The following is a 19,117-nucleotide window of genomic DNA, read 5'->3' as shown; positions in this document are numbered from 1 at the left end:
GCATGACATGAAACTGGCGCTCAGGCACACACAGAATATCGCAACGGCAAAACCCGGCCAATGGAGCTTCGAGCGCGGCCGCCGGGTGATCGGCCGGTCGCGGGATTGTGACTGGCAGATCGACGACAATGAGCGGCGCGTTTCCAAATTGCACTGCACGCTCAGCCGCGACGCTGACGGTTTTACTATTATGGACCAGAGCGCGAACGGCACGCTGGTCGATGGCCGGCTGCTGCTCGAAGGGGAAAGCGCGCGCCTGCGGGACGGCTCGCAAATCAACATTGGCGGGCAGATTTTCGCCGTCGCCATCAGCGGCGACGCCGAACTGGACTTTTCCGATCCCGATGCGTCCCTGCGGATGAGCGACGAGCCGCTGACCATTTCCGCCATCCTCGCCGACATCGCCCCGAACGGCCGCGCCGCCGGCGGCGTGCTGGGCGGCACGCTGCCGCAGGATGACTGGATGGAAAAGGGCGGCGGGGCGGCTGGCCAGAAAACCAAATCCATTTCGCGCAATGTCGAGATCGGCTGGAGCGCTCCGCCCAAGGCCGGCGGCATGGGTGCAGTACTCCCGGAAGATTGGGACGAAGAGCCGGTTGCAAGCAGCAGGCACGAGCACACCGATGCGCTGAACACGCCGGTCATGATCGCCCGTCCGGCATCGCCATCCCAGGGCGAGGATTTCGACAGCGTGTTTCCCGATGCAAACGATGACCCTGCCGCGGCAGAGACATGGCCGGCGGAAACATCCGGCGCGCAGGCAGAGATCGGTGATCTTCTGACTGCTCTTGAAAGGGAAAATGCCGAGTGCCTGGCCGTTCTCGATATCGAGGGCGATCATGCCGCCGCCGGGCCACAGGCGGCGGCGAGCGAGCGTCTGGAAAACCTCATTCATCAGCAGCGTCGCCTTACCGCAGCGCTCGAAACGCTCATTCACACATGCACGCAGAAGCTCGAGCCGCGGCTTCTCGAAGCCTCGGTCGATGCCGGAAACGATATTCGCTCGAAGATCGAGCGCAGGGACTGGCAGGCGCTGATCACCAAGACCGACTACTGGTCCGCCTATAAAAAGCAATTTGAAGAAAACGGCCGTCAATTGCCGGTCAGGCAGTTTCTGCAACGGGCAGCGCGCGGTGAGGCCGCACCCCTTGCAGAGCCTGACGCGATGACGACCGATGACAAGGGGGTAAACAACCACGATGAGACATGAAAACCGTGTTGCCTGGAGCGAAGGCATGTTTCTTCGCGTCCAGCATTTCCAGCAATCCGACCGCTGGACGGAGCGCCTCGTGCGCAACACGACGCGCAATCTTTCCCCCTATCCATGGGGTATTGCCGAGATCGGCATGGACCGCAGCGCGCTGTCGATCGGGCAGTTCGCCCTGTCGAACCTGCGCGGCGTTCTTCCCGACGGCACCCCTTTCGAGGCGCCGGAGGATTCCGATCTGCCGCCGCCGCTCGATCTCGACGACAGCGTCAAGGACGCCATCATCTATCTCGCTTTGCCCGCCCGCCAGCCCGGCAAGGCGGACATGTCCGCATCGGGTCGCAACGACACCAACAATGTGCGCTTCACCGCGTCGACCTATGAGGTCTCCGACACCAATATCGAGACGGATTTCATCGCGCCCATCGATGTCGGCCGTCTCAGCCTGAGATTCCTCAAGACCGGCGACGATCTTTCCGGCTACGATCTTATCGGGCTTGCGCGGGTGATCGAAGTCCGCTCCGACCGGGCGGTCATCCTCGATCCGGATTTCATTCCGCCCAGCCTCACCTGCGCCGCAGCACCGCGTCTCAACGAATTGTTGACGGAGCTTCTGGGGATCGTTCGCCACCGCGCCCAGGCGATCGCCGAGCGCATCGGCGACCCGACGATCCGGGGAACCGCGGAAGTGGGCGACTATTTCCTGCTGCAGATCCTCAACCGCGCCGATCCGCTGCTTTCGCATCGCGGCGCCAACGCCACGCGTTTTCACCCCATCCGTTTTTACGAAGACTGCATCCAGCTTGCCGGCGAACTCGCCACCTTCACCACCGACAAAAAACGGGCGACCAGTTTCCCGCCCTATCTGCATGATGATCTGAAAGCCACCTTCGGTGCGGTTTTCGATGATCTGCGCACCTCGCTCTCGGCGGTTCTGGAACAGGCGGCCGTTGCCATCGAACTGGTGGAGCGCCGCCATGGCGTGCGTGTCGGCACCATCCACGACCGCACCCTGCTGCGCGATGCCGGCTTCGTGCTTGCCGTACGTGCGGATATGGCCGCCGAGGATATTCGCCGCCGGCTGCCGGCACAGATCAAGGTCGGGCCGGTGGAACGGATTTCGGAACTGGTCAATGTCGCACTGCCCGGCATTCCCGTGCGCTCCCTGCCCGTTCTGCCGCGGCAACTGCCCTATCGGTCCGGCACCGTCTATTTCGAAATCGACACGACATCACCGCTTTGGAAGCAACTCGAGACCTCCGGCGCCATCGCCCTGCATCTGGCAGGTGAATTTCCCGGACTTGAGATGGAAATGTGGGCGTTACGCGAATGAGCAACGAAAAGCCCTCCTCCTGGCAGGATTTGCCGACGGTGGTCGAAATCACCGAGGAAAGCCGCCGCCGCAACCAGAACGCCCGCAACATGGCGACGATCCTCGAAGACATCATCGAGACCGACGAGCCGGCCGCACGGCCGAAAGGCGATACGGCCGCCCTGCCGGTCGAGCAGCTGCTTTCCGGTTTCCGTTTCGGTGGCGACGACGTGCCGACGCTCGTGCAATCGGCTGCGCCTCTGCTCAATCTCGCGCATCTGTTGCGCTTCAGCGACGCCCAGCCGGACCCCGACCAGCTGCGTCGCGCCTGCCTGGAGGCGATCACCCGCTATGAGCGCGATCTCGCCTCCGCCCGCATCAGCGCCGAGCGGGCGCGGGCGGCGCATTATGTCGTCTGCGCGACGGTGGACGATGTCGTTCTCAGCAAGCCCTGGGGCGTGCGCGCAGGCTGGGCACGCTCCGGCCTTGTGTCCACCTTCCACAATGATGTCACCGGCGGCGACCGGGTTTTCGACATTCTCGATCATTTCCACCAGTCGCCCGGGGCCAACAAGGATCTGCTGCTGCTGATCTATCTGTGCCTGTCGCTGGCCTTTGAAGGACGAACCCGCGTTTCACCGAAAGGCGCGCTGGAGCTTTCGCGCATCCGCGACAGTCTCTACAAGACGCTGATCGGCCAATATGGCGCCTTTGAGCGAGAACTCTCGCCGCACTGGAAAGGCGTCGAGGCCCGGCATACGCCGTTGCGGACGATGGCGGCGCTCTGGACGCTGTTGTCCCTGATGGCGCTCGCCTTCGCGCTGGGCTATCTTTTCTTCACACTGTCGCTCAACAACGCATCCGACGTCACCTTCGAGAGGCTTGCCCACCTGCCTCCGAACGAGACGCCGAGCGTGCTGATTGCGAGCCCGCCGCAGCCGCAGCCGCCGGTGAAAGTCGATATTCCGAGGGTGGTGGAACCACCGAAGATCGTGGAGCCGCGGCAACCGTCCCGGCTTGAAAAACTGATGGCCTTCCTTCAGCCTGAAGTGGAAAAAAAGCTGGTCACGCTGGCGGATGTCAACGGGCGGCTGCGTGTGCGCATCAACAATTCCGGCCTTTTCGCCACCGGCAGCGCCGAGGTCAGCCCGCAGTTCCGCGATCTGATCCAGCGCATCGGCGGTGCGCTCGCGGCGGAAAAATTCCGCGCGGTCGTCATCGGCTATACCGACAACGTGCCGATCAAAACCGTGGAATTCCCATCGAACTGGCATCTTTCCGAAGCCCGCGCCAAGGCTGTCGGAGACATTCTTTCACAATTCGCCGGCCCGGAAGCGATCCTGACGGAAGGCCGCGCCGACAGCGACCCGATTGCCGACAACAAGACGGAGGAAGGCCGCGAGATTAACCGCAGAACGGAAATCATGGTCCTGACCAACCCCGATGAAAAACTGAGCGACGCCGGCATTCTCTCGCCGACCATAGAAAACAGTTCGGGACAGCAGCCGGGAGACGCGAAGCCATGAATCCCTTGAGTTATTTTTATACGATCCGTTCCTATGTCGAGAGCTATGCGGCCCTCGTCGGACGCCGCTTCCTGTCGCTTTTATGGGTCATCGCGCTTTGCGTCGTCATCTGGTTTTACGGCTATCTGATCGCGCTCGGCGATTTCAAGCCGCTTGGAACGACACAGGGCCGGCTCATCGCCATCGGCATTATTCTGGCCATCTGGCTGGTCTACATCATCGTCACGATTTACCGCGGCCGCAAGCAGGACAAGGAACTCGTCGACAGCATCGAGCGCGAAGCCCTGGCCAACCGTCAGGCAGAGATCGGCGAAATCCAGACACGCCTGAAGGAAGCCTTGGCGCTGTTGCGGCGCGTCACGAAAAAGCGGTTCGGTTATATATACGATCTGCCCTGGTATGTGATCTTCGGCGCACCGGGCTCCGGCAAGACGACGGCGCTGACCAATTCCGGCCTGCAATTTCCGCTTGGCGACGCGCTCGGCGAAAACGCGGTGAAAGGTATCGGCGGCACGCGCAACTGCAACTGGTGGTTCGCCGACGAGGCGATACTGATCGATACGGCAGGGCGTTACACCACGCAGGATGATCTCGATGGCTCATCGAAAGCCGGGTGGGAAGGTTTCCTCGGCCTTCTGAGACGATATCGCCGTTCGCAGCCGATCAACGGCGCATTGGTGACATTGTCCATCCCCGATCTTCTCACCCGCGATCCCGAGGAACAGCGGCAGGAGCTGCGCTCCATCCGTCAGCGCCTTTCGGAACTGGATGAATATCTGCACGCCCGCGTGCCGGTCTATATCGTGCTGACAAAAGCAGATCTCCTGCATGGCTTTGTGGAATTCTTCGACGGTTTCAACAAGACCGATCGCCAGCAGGTCTGGGGCACGACCTTCAAGCTGGACGAGAGCTATTCCGCCAAGGACCTGCCGCAACGGCTGACGGAAGAGTTCGAACTGCTGCAGCAGCGGGTCGATGCGATGCTGATCGAACGCCTGCAACAGGAACAGAATGCGGAGATACGCGGACGCATCTTCCGGTTCCCGGCCGAACTCGCACGGCTGAAGGACCGGCTTCACGAAGCTCTGAGCGAACTTTGTGCAAGCTCCCCCCTGATCGAGGCACCGCTTCTGCGCGGCGTCTATCTGGCTTCGGGAACGCAGCCGGAAACGGAACGGCCCGTCAGCGCGCCGAGGGCACGCCGGAGCTATTTCCTTGCGCGGCTGTTCAAGGATGTCATCTTCCCGGAAGCCGCGCTGGTGATGCGCGACAAGCGCCTTTCGGGGCGGCAGCTGCTTGTCCGGCGCATTGCCTATACGGCCTGCGCCGTCGCGGTTGCGGTCGTCTTCACGGGCTGGATTTTCACCTATTTCGCCAATACCCAGGCGCTGGCGGAAGCCGACCGCAAACTTGGCGCCTATGAGCAGCTGGTCCAGGGCATTCCCGTGCGCGACGTCGCGGATGCCGATTTCCTGCGCATCCTTCCCGCACTCGATAATCTGCGCGACGTCAATGCCGGCTTTGCCCGGGAGCGCGTGTGGAATGTCAGTTTCGGCCTCGATCAGGAAGACAAGATCGCCGGGCGGCAACGCGATGCCTATCAGCGCGCGCTCAACGCCCTTCTGCTCCCGCGCATGATCGTGCAGCTGCAGAAACAGCTGAAGGACGAAAAGGATGTCACCCGCACGTTCAATTCGCTGAAACTCTATGGAATGCTTGGCGGCATGGGCGCATTGGACCGGGATTTCCTGACCATGCAGACGCATCAGATGTTCGCGTCCCTTTATCCCGGCGACGGAAGGGCGGCCGCCCGGGAGGCGCTGGACCAGCACGCAAGGGCGCTGGCGGATGGCGTGCTTGCCCCGATCGAGCTTGATGCCCGCCTCATCGCCACCGCCCGCGAAACCATCCGCGACCAGGCGATCGGCACCCGCGCCTATGATATTCTCGCCGGCCTTCCGCAGGCGCAGGAGCTGATGGAATGGACGCCCGCCACGGCCTTCGGCCCGCTTGGAGAACGCGCTTTCGAACGCCGCAGCAAGGCGCCGATGGCGGAGGGCATAGAAGGCCTCTTCACGGCGGAAGGATATCGCAGCGTCGTCATTCCGCAGATTGCCCACGCGGCGCGTATCGCGCTTTCGGAAGGATGGGTGCGCGGTTCCGACGACGCGATCCGCGGCGCGACGGTCGAACAGGTGGCGCAGGCCGCCCTGCAAATCTATTTCGACCGTTTCGAGAAAAGATGGGCCGATACGCTGGCCGATCTGCGGGTCAAGCCCTCCCAGACCCTGGGCGACGCGGTGGAAACAACCCGCGCCCTTGCCAATGAGCGCAACATTCTGGTGGAAGCGGCAAAATCCATCGCCGAAGCGACCGATCTGCGCCCGAGCGTGGGAATAAATCCGACGAGCCTCGCTTCCGCCGCCGAAAGCGACGCAACGGCGGCGGTTGTTGCCGCCACCGTGAATGCGGCGGACCCCTATGCGCGGTTGCGGGATATGCTGGCGGCCAAGGGAGCAGCCCCGGCAGCGGGCACGGAAACCAATGGCGGCAAGACAGCGGGATCTCCCGCCGAGCAGCTGCTGTCCAATTTCAAGATGCTGAACGAACAGCTCGCCCGTTCTGCAACCACCTCCGACGAGGTCGCCAAGGTATTCGATGTGGACAGCCAGCTGACCAAGGCCAATCAGGACCTGCTGCAGCAGGCACGCCAGCTGCCGGCGCCGCTCGACGTCTGGGTGGCGGGGGTGGCGGCCGATGTCGGCTCGCTTGCGGTCAAATCCGCACGCAGCCGTATCGCCGAACTCTGGGCTGCCGATTCGGCCTCGCTGTGCTCTTCGATCGTGACCGGACGTTATCCTTTCGACCGGTCCTCCGCCCGCGATGTCGCCATTGCGGATTTCACGCGTCTGTTCGGTCCGACCGGTGTTTTCCAGAGCTTCTTCAAGCAGCGCATGGAGCCTTTCGTCGACAAGACGACAACCCCCTGGAGCTGGAAAGGCACCTTCGGCGCGGCCGGCATTCCAAGCAGCGCCATCGCCCAGTTCGAAAACGCCGACAAGATTTCGCGTGCCTTCTTCCCGAATGGCAGCGAGACGCCGGCGGTTTCGATCAATGTCAAACCCGTTTCGCTCACCAATGCCTCCAGCGCCGTGATGCTGGAAATCGAGGGTGAACGGGTGGTTTATTATCATGGCCCGATCCAGGCGAAGTCGATCACCTGGCCCTCCCGCGAAAATACGGCGAGCCTGTCGCGCATCGCCTTCCAGCCGGGCGGCTGGCAGCAGGCGAAGACCGAAAACGGCGACTGGTCACCATTCCGCCTGTTCGACGGGGCGGACATCGAAAACCAATCCGGTGATCTTTTGCGGGTACGGTTTGAGAATGGCGGGCAGACAGCCGAATTCGATATTCAGTTCGGGTCGGTTCTCAACCCATTCAGACTGGAGGCGATGTCGAGCTTCGCCTGCCCTCAACAGTTTTGACGGCAGGCGGCATATGGATTTGCAACGGAGGGGAGTAAGGATGGTAGTGATGACGACAACGGCAACGGTCGTTTCCGGCTGATGGTCAATCCGGCATCGAGACCCGCGGAAACCGCAGCGGAAAGCGACCGCATCGGTTTCTTCGGCAAGGTACCCAGCCACGGCGATTTCATCTCCGACGGCCTTGAACGGGAATTGATCGGCACCTTCGACGACTGGATGCGATCCGGCCTGCACGCCTGCGCGGATATGTTCTCCGGCCGCTGGCCGGCCATATTCTCGTCATCCCCGCCCATACGCTTCATCATTGAAAGGGGCATCTGGGGAAACTGCGCCTATGTGGGCGTGCTATTGCCCAGCGCGGACCGGGTGGGGCGAAAATATCCGCTCGCCATCATCGCCCAGCTCAACAGCTTTCGGAAACATCCAAGGACGCTCTATCTGGACGATACCTGGTTTATGGCGGCCGAGGCCCTGGCCGAGACCTCCATGACCGGCGATTTCGAAATTGCGCGCTTCAACGCTGCGGTCAAAAAACTGCGCCTGCCCAAACCACGGGAAGACGATGACGAGCCGGAGATGGCGCGCGGCCGCACGCCGACGAGCCTCTGGTGGCATATCGATCCCCTCAGCCGCCGCCCGCGAGGGCTCAAATTCGACGGCAAGCCGAAGGCTTCCGATTTCATGCGCCTGTTCAGCGAAATGGCGGGCAAGGGCGACGAGGAAGGCGCAGGTTCCGCACGCGCCCATGCGCCGACGCAGGACAGTGCGCCGGCCCAGGCACCTCCGCCAAAACGGCCACCACGCCCTGCCGAACAGCCGTCGCCGGTCATCTACAGCTACGCGACACATGCGGGAACGCGGCTTTCCCTGAATGCGGATTCGCTGTTCGTTTCCAGAAACCCCGCCCTTTTCGCCATCGCCGACGGACAGGGGGATACGCACGGCGCCGTTGAAGCCGCCCGCCTGGTCACCAACATTCTGGCCGAGACCCCGGATGCCGACAATCCGGAAATGATGACGCAGCAGATCCGGGGAAAGCTCGGCACCGTCAACAGCCTTCTTTTATCACGGCAGGCCGCGGCCGCAGAAAACAGGCCGGCCGCCAGTGTGGTCATCGCCCATATCAGCGGCGACAGGCTGAGCATCGTATGGTCCGGCGACGCCCGCGCCTACCTCTTGAAAAACGGAACGATGCATCCGCTTTCCCGCGACCATGTCATTGTCGGCATGAAAAAGCGGCTGTCCCAATGCGTCGGTCTTTCCCAGCAGTTCCGGCCGGATATCATTCATGAGGACTGGGGGCCGCAGGACAGGCTGCTTCTGTGCAGCGCCCCGCTGGTGCAGATCCTGAAAGAGCGGACAATTGCCGAGGTTGTCGGCGGCACCCCGCTGAAAGGTTGCGCCGGCGCCCTGATACAGGAAGCGCTGATCGAAAACGCCCGCGACAACATCAGCGCCATCGTGATTGGAAACGAGCGTGAGCAAGGATGAGCGGCAAGGCCTAAATTTCGCTATTCCGCAGGTCAGTGCGCGGTTTTCGGAACTGTGGCGGAGCATTCGCCATGACGGCGCGCGGGAAAGGCCCGCCGAAGAACAGAACGACCTGATCGATCAGCTGCGAAATGCGCTGGATCGAAAAGTCTCGGATTTTTCCGCAGTAAAACCCGCCTGGATTGCCGACAGTTTTGCCGTCGAGGGGATTGCCCATGAGAGCGAGACGACGCTGCTTTTGAAATTGCGGCACCGCGATCTCGGCTCCCTTCACGCCCTGAAAACCGTGCCGCCGGCACTGAGAGACGAGGCGGCGCTGCTGCAAAGGCTGCGGGAAGAGGCGCGGATCGGGCTTGCCCTGCGCCACCCGTGTCTGGTGGAAACATCCGCACTGTTGCGATTGCCCGATGGACGGCCGGGGCTTCTGCAGCCATGGCTGCCGTTATCGCTGGCGTCGCGGGCCGCCGTCCAGCCGGTCACGGTAGCGAACGCAATTGTTCTGCTTTGTCGCGTGCTGGAAGGCCTGAACGCCCTGCATGCGCAGGGATATGTTCATTGCGATGTGACGCCTGCCAATATTCTGCTGCAGGATGACGATATAGCCACCGGCAGGCTCGGCGATTTCGGCATTGCGCTGGAAATTGGCCAAAAACACGCGGAACGGGGCTTGGCATTTGCCGCCTCGGCCGGGTTTGCCGCCCCGGAACAGAGCCGGGGCGCCGCCGCAAACCCAAATCAGGATATATTCTCAGTCGGGCGGCTTGCCTTGCGGCTCATGGCGGCAAGCGAAACGCAGCCGAGGGAAAAACTTTCGCATTTCGCCGCTGCCTGCTGTCACGACGATCCCGCCTTGCGTCCACAATCGGCGATGGATGCGCTACGGCTCCTCTAGCGCGCCCGTCAGTTGCCGCTGCCGGGCAGAGGAGCAGCGGCCGTCGGCACGCTCTTCTGGAACACGGTCAGCAGCTTCGCCGAATCCACCAGCGGTGCGTTGCTGGCGTAAAGCACATCGCCCTTCTGCATCTGGAAGAGCTGCATCAGCGCTATGCTGGAGGCATCGCGCATATTGACGTGATAGATCACCGGCCGCATGCTCGTTGCCGTCGCAACCGGACCCTTCGTACCCGAAACAGTCGCGGCCGGAACCTGAATGACCTCGTTGCGGAAGACATAGACATTGCGGGCGTCGGCACGGTCATCCAGCAAGCCGCCGGCGCGGCCGACGGCCTGCGCCAATGTCAGCTTTCCGGCTTCGAACTGGAATTCACCGGCGCTCTTGAAAGCGCCAAGCGCCGTGTAGCTGGCGGCATCGCCGTCGATCATGACCTGATCATCGGGCGAAAGGCGGATATTCTGGCGATCTTCCCGCATGACGCGGTCAAGCGGTGCGCTGGCCCTTTGCGAGCCGCGAACGACGGTGACCGTGGCCGCGCCCGGGGCAACCGTCGGGCCGCCGGCCTGGTTGAGCGCGTCGAGCACGCGCTCCTGGCGGGCGGTGAGCACGATCTTTCCGGGGTTCTTGACCGCACCGCTGAGCATGACGGCGCTGGTCGGCTTGTCAACGACGGTCACGACCGCCTGCGGGTTGACGGCAGAGCCCTTGAGCCCGGCGACGACCTGCGACTGCAGCCCCTCTGGCGTCGAATCCACCACCCTCTGCTTGCCGACGAAAGGAATATTGACCGATCCGCTCTGATCCACGGTAAAGCGGCCGAGATTGAGGGTCTTGCTTTGCGTCGGAGAGAAAAGACCGTCTTCGCCGGTATCCAGCACCGTGATGTCGATCACATCGCCGCGCCGCAATCTCTGGGCATTGTAGCCGGTATTGCGAAGCGCTGCGAGGCCGGGGCCGGAGGCACCCTGCAGGCTTACGCCGGAAACGCTGGCCGCCGGCGCGTTCGCCAGTTCGATGACGGGTATTTTCTCATTGGTTCGAGGGAAGGTCGCAGAGCGGATATTGCCTGCCGTCGGTCCGTCAGATGGTTTTGCACATGCGCTCAAAAGAGCCACCAGCAGAACCGCCCCCAACTTTTTCATCCCTCGTCTCCTAGATGATTCAACCTAACGCAGAGATAGCATCAAGCCACGTCATCGCAACAACTTTGGCGCTTGTAAATCTGTTAAAACTGCCCCTCACATATGGTAGTGTGACCATTCGGCAACCTTTTGGCGGTTCCGGATTGTGTTGACGACATGACCGGACCGTCGCGACCCTGAAAGATGCGACATGCCGTGCCTGGACATTTGCGGCGACATTACATTTTTTTTACTCAAAACGGCTTCAATAGGGGACTTTTGCTGCCGTCGCCCGCAGGCAACAGCCTGTCATAGGGCAAGAGTGAGATAGTCTGCGGAGGAGTATCCCATGCGCAAGGAAGAACCGAGGCTGGCCTGGTGGATCGTGCGTTGGGCCTTGCTTGCGCTGGCCATTCCCGGGGCATCGCAATCCGCGCTGGCCGATGCGCCGCGGCTGGGGCCTTTCGAACTTCCAAAGCCGCGTGAACTGACGGTTTTTCGCGACGACCAGGCCTTCAGCCCGTTCGAGGCGCTGAATGGTTCCTTCACCTCCCCGGAGGCTTGCGCCGGCATTCCCAACAGCCTGTGGATCGATGCCGAAGGAAAGGGGGATTGTATCCGTTATTACCCGCAGGCGCTGGCCGATGGCAAAAACCCCGTTGTTCTCGTTTATTTCGGCGGCGACGTGATGTTGCGCAATGCCAAAGGCGTGCGCTTCATAACCGATTCCTACATCCGCCAATCGCCCGCAACGATTGCCGCGGAAATGACGGAATGGGCGCAGAAAGCGGGGCATCCGGTCATCTTCATGGCGCGGCCGGGCATTTACGGCTCTTCGGGTGACCACAACAGGCGCCGCCATCCGCGCGAAATCGCGCTCATGGACCGCGCGCTCGACCTGATCAAACAAAGATACGACGTGTCGTCCTTCATTTTGACCGGCCATTCCGCAGGCGGGCAGATCGTGGCAGGTCTTCTCAACAGGCGCGAGGATGTTGCCGCGGCCGTCATCACCTCCGGCCTGGTCTCGGTCAAGCAGGTTTCCGCGTTCTGGGAGCGCCGGCGCCGGCTTCCCGGCAAGCTTCTGTACAATGCCGCCGATTTCTATGATCCGATCACCGAAATCGATCGGATTCCGACTGAACCCCGGCCGGGCATCTACCTTCTTTCTGACCCGGAGGATCGGGTCGTGCCGTTCTTCAGCCAGCTTTTTTACGTGAGACGCCTGCGGGCCGCCGGCTTCGAACCACACCACATCTATCTCCAGGCAACGGATCGTCAGCGCCACCTTCTGGCCTATCACGGCCGTCTTGCCGCCGCCCTGATCGCCCGCGGCCAAACGCCGGTCGAAATCCGTCGCGCCGTGCACGAGATGGAACTCGAGCAGTTCAAATAACAGTCAACCCATCCGACGGCTGTTCTCATCAGGCGGCGGCGCTGCCGTCCGCGCTTTTTTTCAACCAGGCCACCAGCTCATGCATTCCGGCGCTGTGCGAGCCCTTGAACAGAACGACGTCTCCATCCTCCAGCCGCTCCCGGAGAATGTCCTTCAGAGCCTGGCGGGAGCCGACATGCGCACCCCTGAGCGGCGGGGAAAGCGCGCTCCAGAAATCGGCATAAAGGTCGCCGACGGCATAGACCCGGTCGATCGAACTTGCCCGCAGCAATGCGGCAAGCTCGGTATGATAGGCCGCCGAGCCCGGTCCAAGCTCCGCCATCTCACCCAGAACCGCGATCCGACGGCCGCCGCCGCCATGATCGTTGAGGCGGTCGAGAGCGGCGCGCATCGAACCGGGATTGGCGTTGTAAGCGTCGTCGATCACCGTCAGCCACCGGCCATCGAGCGACAGGCGGATTTCTTCGCCGCGCCCGGGGAGTGCCGAGAAGCTTTCCAGAAGCGCAATCGCCGGATCGAGAGGGTGGCCAAGCGCCGACACCGCGGCAAGGACGGCAAGGCCGTTCAGGGCCATGTGCCGGCCGGCGGCGCCGACGCAATAACTCATCTCCCTGCCCTTGATCCGGGCATATGCTCTCCCGTTCACCGCATCGTATCGCAGCAGCCGGAACGCACAGTCATCCGAGGCTCCATAGGTGAGAATGTCGAGCCCACGCCGGCGGGCCGCATCATGCACCGTGTCCCATTCCAGCATATCGCGGTTGAGAACCGCCGTGTCGCCGGCCGCCATGCCGAGAAAGATGGCGCTTTTCGTTCTCGCTATGTCCAGGACCGTGCTGGTCTCACCCAGATGCGCCGGCAGGATATTGGTGAAGACGGCCACCTTCGGACGTGCCATCCGTGCACTTATCGCCATCTTGCCGATCGCCAGCTCCAGAACGACATGCGGCGTATCCCAGGGGATGGAGGCCAGGTTCCAGGCAACCCCGGCGGGCAGGTTTGCATTGTGATGGCTTTTGCCGACAGGCCCCCAGGCGGAAAGCGCGTGGGCGAGCATGGCGACGACGGTGGTCTTGCCGGCGCTGCCCGTTACACCCAGCACGTTGCCAGCCATGTGGTCGCGCGCATACTCCCCCAGCGAAAGCACGGCTCGCATGCCATCGGCCACCTGAAGGACAGGCCCCTCATAGGCTCCGGTCAGCGCCGGCTCCGTCGTGATGAGCCCGGCTGGCCTCTGCAATCCGCCAACGGCGTGGATGGGGATACCGGTATCGCCGTCGGCGGTGCGCACAACCACGAGGGCTTCCGGTTGCATGGCCGGAGCAAAAATGCAGACCCCGTTTGCCGTCCAGCCCTCGGGCGGGCGGCGCATCCAGCGTCCGCCAGTCGCAGCCTCGACATGCGCCGCCGTCCACGTCGTCTCCGGCGGGAGCGCCTTCGGCCCGGATGGAGCCTGGTTCGACGGGCGGCGCGGCGCGGCATATCGGCGGACGAGATCGCGGAACGCCGCACGTTCGCGCAGATAACTGCGATAGGCGACAAAACCCGACAGATAATGCTCGACATCGTCGATCCGCACGCGGAACGCATGATGGCGAATGAAAAAGGACCCGGCAATACGGTCGGGCCTGCGGCAATACATGGCCATTTCCGGCCAGAAGTGGCCGTTGAGCAGATGATGCGCGCGCCTTTCAAGCGCCCGCTCGAAATGCACCAGATCAATCTCGTCCAGAAGCCGATGCAGCCGGGGATCGGCGGCAATCCGCGACAGGGTCTGCCGCACCGCCATCATCAGTTCGAGCAATGTCGGAAAAGTGGTGATCCGGTTTTCGACGAAGTCGAGATAATCTGCGATATTGCGGATGGCAAAGCGGAAATAGCGTTCTTCCGGCTTGTGCCGCGTCAATTCGTTGACGCAATAACCGAGCCAGTGATCGTGATGTTTCCAGTGATCCTTGGCGATGAAATGGTCGAAAGCCTTCTCGACGGTCGAAAGCCACAGCGCCTCACCGGTAAGATCGTAGAGGCGCATCAGCCCGAAGGCCGCCTCGCCGTCATAATAGATGGTGCGATAGTTTTGTTTGACCGTCAGATCCGGGAAATGCAGGACATGGACGAAAGCGCCCGTCTGCCGGTCCTGCATGTGCCGGATGCCGAAAGCGAGCCTGTCGGCCAACGCGCGCCAGGCGTCTTGACCCGTCACCTTCATGTATTTCACGAGCGCCAGTATCGCGACGGCGTTGCCGCCCAGCTTGATTTCATTGTCGGCCTCGACCAGAAAGGCGGCCTCGGTGCCGTCCGGCAGGATTGCGGGCTTTATCAGCGTCTCCGCAAGATATCCCAGGGCACGCTCGATCGCCGCCTTCAGCCGCGTGTCGTGGGTCACCTCCCAGGCCTCGATCATGGCATAGGTCGTGCTGGCATGGCGCAGCGCATTATAGGCCTCGATGCGCCGGTCGAAACAGGCATGATAACCGTAAATGAACGCGCCATCGTCATTGACCTGCCGGGCGAGATAGACGGATGAATCCCGCAGCAGCGACAGGACGATGCCGCCGTCGAGCCTTTCGATCGTCCGCCTGCCGGCATCGAGACCTGTTCCGTCAAGCGGGTAAAGCCTGCCCGCCTCATCGCAGAAAACACCCTTCGTCTGGAAGAGGTGGATCCGTTCTTCGTCAGAAAATCGCAACGGCGGCAGATCGTCGTGGCGCGCCTGGGCATAAAGACTGAAATTCTTCTCGTTGAGCACGGCGTGACTGATGGTGTTGCCGCCATAGAGCATGGCATTGGCGTTCAATTCCTGCTCGGTGAAGGCAAAGCGGAATTCCGGGTCGAGCGCGATGCCGAAGCGGAAATAGTTGCGTTTTACCTTCTCAAGCAGCGCGCGCAGACGCGGCCATGTCGTGGCTTCCGCAACCTCGATCCAGTCCACCCGGATCCAGCGCCCCTCGATGCCGTCCGCCTTCATCGCCGCGAGGAGCAGAGGCATGCCCTTTTGCCATGCCGCCTCCAGCGACAAGCCCGACACATTGACGACACGCGCCCGCCTGTCGCCGTCTGAAACCGAAAAGAACAGCGTCACGGCCGGGGATGGCGTTTTCAACGGCTTGATCCTGCCGCGCAGGAAGGCCCTTATGCCGGAAAGGCGTTCCTTGACCCCCTGTGGTTTCGCCATCGCAGTCGCTCCCGCCTCAACGTTCACGCAGTGCCTCCCGGGCCTTGTTGAAGGGTTTGATGAGATATTCCAGCACGGTCTTTTCACCGGTGTGGATATCGACCGTCGCCACCATGCCCGGCACGATCGGAAATTCCCGGCCGGCGGCATTGACCAGAGCGTCCTTCTCCGTCTTGATGAAGACGCGATAATAATAGATTTCCCGGTCGACCTCGTCCTGGATCGTGTCGGGCGAAATGGTCGTCACCTGGCCGTCCAGGCTGCCGTAAACCGCATAGTCGTAAGCGCTGATCTTCACGCTCGCACGCTGTCCCGGATGGATATAGGCGATGTCGCGCGGCGATATGCGCGCCTCGATCAGCAGCTCCTCGCCAAGCGGAATAATATCCATCAGCTTGCCGTTCGGCGGCACGACCCCGCCAATCGTGGAGACCTCGATATTCTTGACGATGCCGCGCACCGGCGAGCGATGAGTGAGCCGGGCAAGACTGTCCGCCCGGCCGGTAACCACGGGCGACAGCGAATTCACCTCGGCATTCACCTTCGTCAGTTCCTCCCTGGCCCGCACGATATATTCGGATCGAATTTCGACCTTCTTGAGTTCCAGCTCCACCATCTGCCTGCGCAGGCGGATGACTTCGACATTGCTCGCCGCGCCAACGGCCCTGAGCTCCTCGTTCAGCTTCAGTTCACTGCGAACGAGCGCAAGCGATTCCTCCACCCAGTGCAGGGATTCCTCGAGTGCACGCCGCCGTGCCGTATAAAGCTCGGTCTCGGCTGCGATGAGCACGGGATAAAGGTCGAGCGTCGGCGAGAAGGCGAGGGGTGTCCCCTTGACTTCGGCTTCGAGCCGCGCGGAAGCCGCAAGCGCGGCGCGATATTTGGCCGCGCTCTCCTCGACATCGGATTCGCTCCTCGTGGGATCGAGCTGCGCGAGAATCTGTCCCGGCTCGACGACCTGGTCCTCGCGGACATGGAGCGTGGCGACAATGCCGCCTTCCAGCGACTGGATGACCTGTTCGCGGCGGGTCGGAACCACCCGGCCGTCGCCGGTGGAAACCTCATCGAGGGTAGCGAAATAGGCCCAGACCAAAAGAGCCACCAGCAGGGCGACAAAAAGTTGCACCACACGCGCCGAACGGGTCAGATTTCGTCCGTCGTCGTCGCCGAAGGCCCATCCTCCCCGACCGGAGAAATCGCGGTCACCGATTGCCGCCATCAGACCTCCTCCGTCGTCTTGAATGGAAAGCCTGCCACCGCGGCGGCGGGTTTCCTTTGCGGCGCCTTGCCGCGAATGCCATTTGGCGGCACGACTTTATTGACACCGCGCAGCGTGTTGAGGACCTCTTCCTTGCTGCCGTCGAGCACCACCTGTCCGCTTTCGACCACGACGATGCGCTGAACCAGTTCCAGAACACGCATGCGATGCGTGGCGACGACGACCGTCCGCTCCGCGCTCCAGGACTGGAAACGCGCTATGAACTGGCGCTCGGTGGCCTCGTCCATCGCAGCGGTTGGCTCGTCCAGAAGTATGACGGACGGATCGCGGATGAGAAGGCGCGCCAGCAGCAAAGCCTGCTTCTGCCCGCCGGACAGTCCCCTGCCGCCTTCGAGAATCGGATGGTCGAGACCGCGTGGAAGCTTGCGCACGAAATCGTCCGCGCCCGTCATCGCCAGCGCCTCGAGCAACAGCTGTTCCGGGGCATGCAGCGCGCCGAGGGTGACATTCTCGCGGATCGTCCCATGGAAGAGCCGCGTATCCTGCGTCAGCAGGCCGACATTGCGGCGGACATCGGCAGGGTCGATCTGGGACAATGCGAGGTCGTCAAGCAGGACTTCGCCGGCGGCGGGCTCCACCATGCCGGCCATTGCCAGAAGCAAGGTGGATTTCCCCGCGCCGTTCTTGCCCAATATGGCAACTTTTTCCCCGGCGCCAACGGCGAGGTCGCCGATCGCGAGCGCCGGTTTTCCCGCCGCGTTGCCATAATGAAAGGCGGCGCCCTTGATCCTGTAGGCGCCGCGCAGGGTCGCCGCGCTGACCCGCGTTTCGCTTTCCGGGTGGTCGGAAGGCATGCGCAATATGGCATCGATGCTTTTAAGTCCGACCCGCGCCTGCTGGAACCGGCCGAGGATCTGCGTCAGCTGCGCCATGGGCGCCATCATGCGCGAACCAAGGATGGAGCAGGCAACGAGCGAACCCGTCGTCATGTCACCTTCCATCACGATCGGCGCGCCGACAAAAACGACGGCAGCGAAAGTCCCGGTCTGGACGGTGTGGCTCCACGCCGCAAGGCCGTTGGTGATGGCGCGCAGGCGAAGCTGGCCGTCGGCCGAGACAGCATTGTAGTGGTTCCAGCGCTGCTGGAAATGATCTTCGGCCTGCAGGGTCTTGATATCCTCTATTCCCTGCACCGCCTCCACCAGCATGGCGTTGCGCAGGGAGGATTCGCGCATCGCTTCGCTGGCTGCCGCCCGCAGCCTGCGCTGCGCGAGGAGGCCCGGCAGGATCAGCAGCAACAGGGCAACCACCGGAATGATCACCAGCGGTCCGCCGATCATCCAGAAAATGAAGAGAAACAGAACGAAGAACGGCAGATCGGCGACCGCGGCCACCGTCGTGGATGTCAGAAGCTCGCGCACCTGCTCCAGATCGCGCAGCTGGGCGATGAAAGTGCCGGTGGATGTCGGCCGCTCCTGGTTCTTCACCCGCAGTGCATGACCGAAGACGAGATCGGATATGCGCATGTCGGTCCGCTTGCCGACGATGTCGATGATGCGCGTGCGCAGGCGTCGCATGACAAAATCGAAGAAAGCGGCAAGAAGCACGCCGATGAAAAGCACATAGAGCGTGTTGAAGGACTTTGCCGGCACCACCCGGTCATAGACCTGCATGGAGAACATCACGCCGGCAAGCGCCAGGACATTCGCGACCAGCGAGGCCAGCATGACATGACCGTAGGAGCCGATGTCACGCAATGCAATGGCGCGGAACCAGTGCTCCCGATAGGGGGCGATGTAGCTGTCGACGCGCTCGTCGACAGCCCCGCGCCGGGGCCGCGCCACGATGACGAAATCGGTTTGCGACAACAGCCTGTCCAACGGCAGCGTCGTGGCGCATCCGCCCTCACCGCTCAAAACGACCGAAGCGTCCCGATTGGCGGCAAGCGCGGTGACGACACCCACCGCGCCATCGGCAAGCTGCAGGATTACCGGCAATCGCCAGCTGGTGAGCAGGCGCGGCGAGGGAGAGGCGCGCTTGATCTGCAGCCCCAGCTTGTCCGCCATGCGGACAAGGCAGTCCTCGGCAGCGGCGGCCTGCAGGGCATCGGCAAGCTGCTGCGCCCCGCCGGGCGAAAAAGGCACGCCATAATGACGCGCCACATATTGAAGGGCCTCGCTCCAGCCCGTTATATCGAGGCTGGTGACAGGTGCATCAGGCCAAAGTTCCGTCGTCATGTCGGAAAGGGGCATGGATATTCCTCTGCGACGGCATGAGGGCATTGATG

Annotated in this window: 11 protein-coding genes; 7 read left to right on the top strand and 4 right to left on the bottom strand. The window is 62.4% G+C overall.

The genetic code is table 11. From position 1 onward, the window contains the following. The first annotated feature begins 7 nt into the window (after positions 1–7). The 6 genes from ACI2KA_RS05505 (at position 8) to ACI2KA_RS05480 (ending at position 9,916) form a co-directional block, all read left to right on the top strand. Positions 8–1,210 carry a type VI secretion system-associated FHA domain protein gene (locus tag ACI2KA_RS05505; protein ID WP_404499966.1) on the top strand — a complete coding sequence of 401 codons (1,203 nt, stop codon included), beginning with the start codon at positions 8–10 and terminating at the stop codon, positions 1,208–1,210. Then, the gene (tssK, locus tag ACI2KA_RS05500) at positions 1,200–2,540 is read left to right on the top strand and encodes a type VI secretion system baseplate subunit TssK (RefSeq protein ID WP_404499964.1); all 1,341 of its coding nucleotides are present in this window, start codon (positions 1,200–1,202) and stop codon (positions 2,538–2,540) included. The genes ACI2KA_RS05505 and tssK overlap by 11 nt, the downstream gene beginning before the upstream one ends. Beyond that, complete coding sequence (tssL, locus tag ACI2KA_RS05495; protein WP_404499962.1) at positions 2,537–4,045, top strand: type VI secretion system protein TssL, long form; 1,509 nt, start codon at positions 2,537–2,539, stop codon at positions 4,043–4,045. The genes tssK and tssL overlap by 4 nt, the downstream gene beginning before the upstream one ends. Then, complete coding sequence (gene tssM, locus ACI2KA_RS05490) at positions 4,042–7,530, top strand: type VI secretion system membrane subunit TssM (protein WP_404499960.1); 3,489 nt, start codon at positions 4,042–4,044, stop codon at positions 7,528–7,530. The genes tssL and tssM overlap by 4 nt, the downstream gene beginning before the upstream one ends. Before the next feature lie 81 nt (positions 7,531–7,611). After that, positions 7,612–9,024, top strand: coding sequence for a type VI secretion system-associated protein TagF (tagF, locus tag ACI2KA_RS05485; protein ID WP_404499958.1), 1,413 nt, complete (start codon positions 7,612–7,614; stop codon positions 9,022–9,024). After that, the gene (locus tag ACI2KA_RS05480) at positions 9,011–9,916 is read left to right on the top strand and encodes a protein kinase (protein WP_404499956.1); all 906 of its coding nucleotides are present in this window, start codon (positions 9,011–9,013) and stop codon (positions 9,914–9,916) included. The genes tagF and ACI2KA_RS05480 overlap by 14 nt, the downstream gene beginning before the upstream one ends. Positions 9,917–9,924: 8 nt before the next feature. Here ACI2KA_RS05480 and ACI2KA_RS05475 read toward each other — a convergent pair whose 3' ends face one another. Beyond that, entirely contained in the window at positions 9,925–11,061 is a 1,137-nt protein-coding gene (locus ACI2KA_RS05475; protein WP_404499955.1) for a polysaccharide biosynthesis/export family protein, read from the bottom strand. A 328-nt stretch (positions 11,062–11,389) separates the two neighbouring features. Here ACI2KA_RS05475 and ACI2KA_RS05470 point away from each other — a divergent pair, with 328 nt between their 5' ends. Then, the gene (locus tag ACI2KA_RS05470; RefSeq protein ID WP_404499953.1) at positions 11,390–12,436 is read left to right on the top strand and encodes an alpha/beta hydrolase family protein; all 1,047 of its coding nucleotides are present in this window, start codon (positions 11,390–11,392) and stop codon (positions 12,434–12,436) included. 28 nt (positions 12,437–12,464) lie between these two features. Here ACI2KA_RS05470 and ACI2KA_RS05465 read toward each other — a convergent pair whose 3' ends face one another. The 3 genes from ACI2KA_RS05465 to ACI2KA_RS05455 are packed head-to-tail and all read right to left on the bottom strand — an operon-like array spanning position 12,465 to position 19,082. Further along, on the bottom strand, positions 12,465–15,611 hold the full coding sequence (locus tag ACI2KA_RS05465) for a Mur ligase family protein (RefSeq protein ID WP_404499951.1): 3,147 nt from the start codon (positions 15,609–15,611) through the stop codon (positions 12,465–12,467). Positions 15,612–15,627: 16 nt separating this feature from the next. Beyond that, on the bottom strand, positions 15,628–16,830 hold the full coding sequence (locus ACI2KA_RS05460) for an HlyD family efflux transporter periplasmic adaptor subunit (protein ID WP_404499949.1): 1,203 nt from the start codon (positions 16,828–16,830) through the stop codon (positions 15,628–15,630). Then, positions 16,830–19,082: a type I secretion system permease/ATPase gene (locus tag ACI2KA_RS05455; protein WP_404499947.1), complete on the bottom strand. Its 2,253-nt coding sequence runs from the start codon at positions 19,080–19,082 to the stop codon at positions 16,830–16,832. The genes ACI2KA_RS05460 and ACI2KA_RS05455 overlap by 1 nt, the downstream gene beginning before the upstream one ends. Positions 19,083–19,117 lie beyond the last annotated feature (35 nt).

It is taken from the genome of Agrobacterium sp. NPDC089420 (assembly GCF_044900305.1).
Classification (GTDB): domain Bacteria; phylum Pseudomonadota; class Alphaproteobacteria; order Rhizobiales; family Rhizobiaceae; genus Agrobacterium.
The sequence above is the reverse complement of the archived record's forward strand: the minus strand, read 5'-3'. Positions and strand labels throughout refer to the sequence as shown.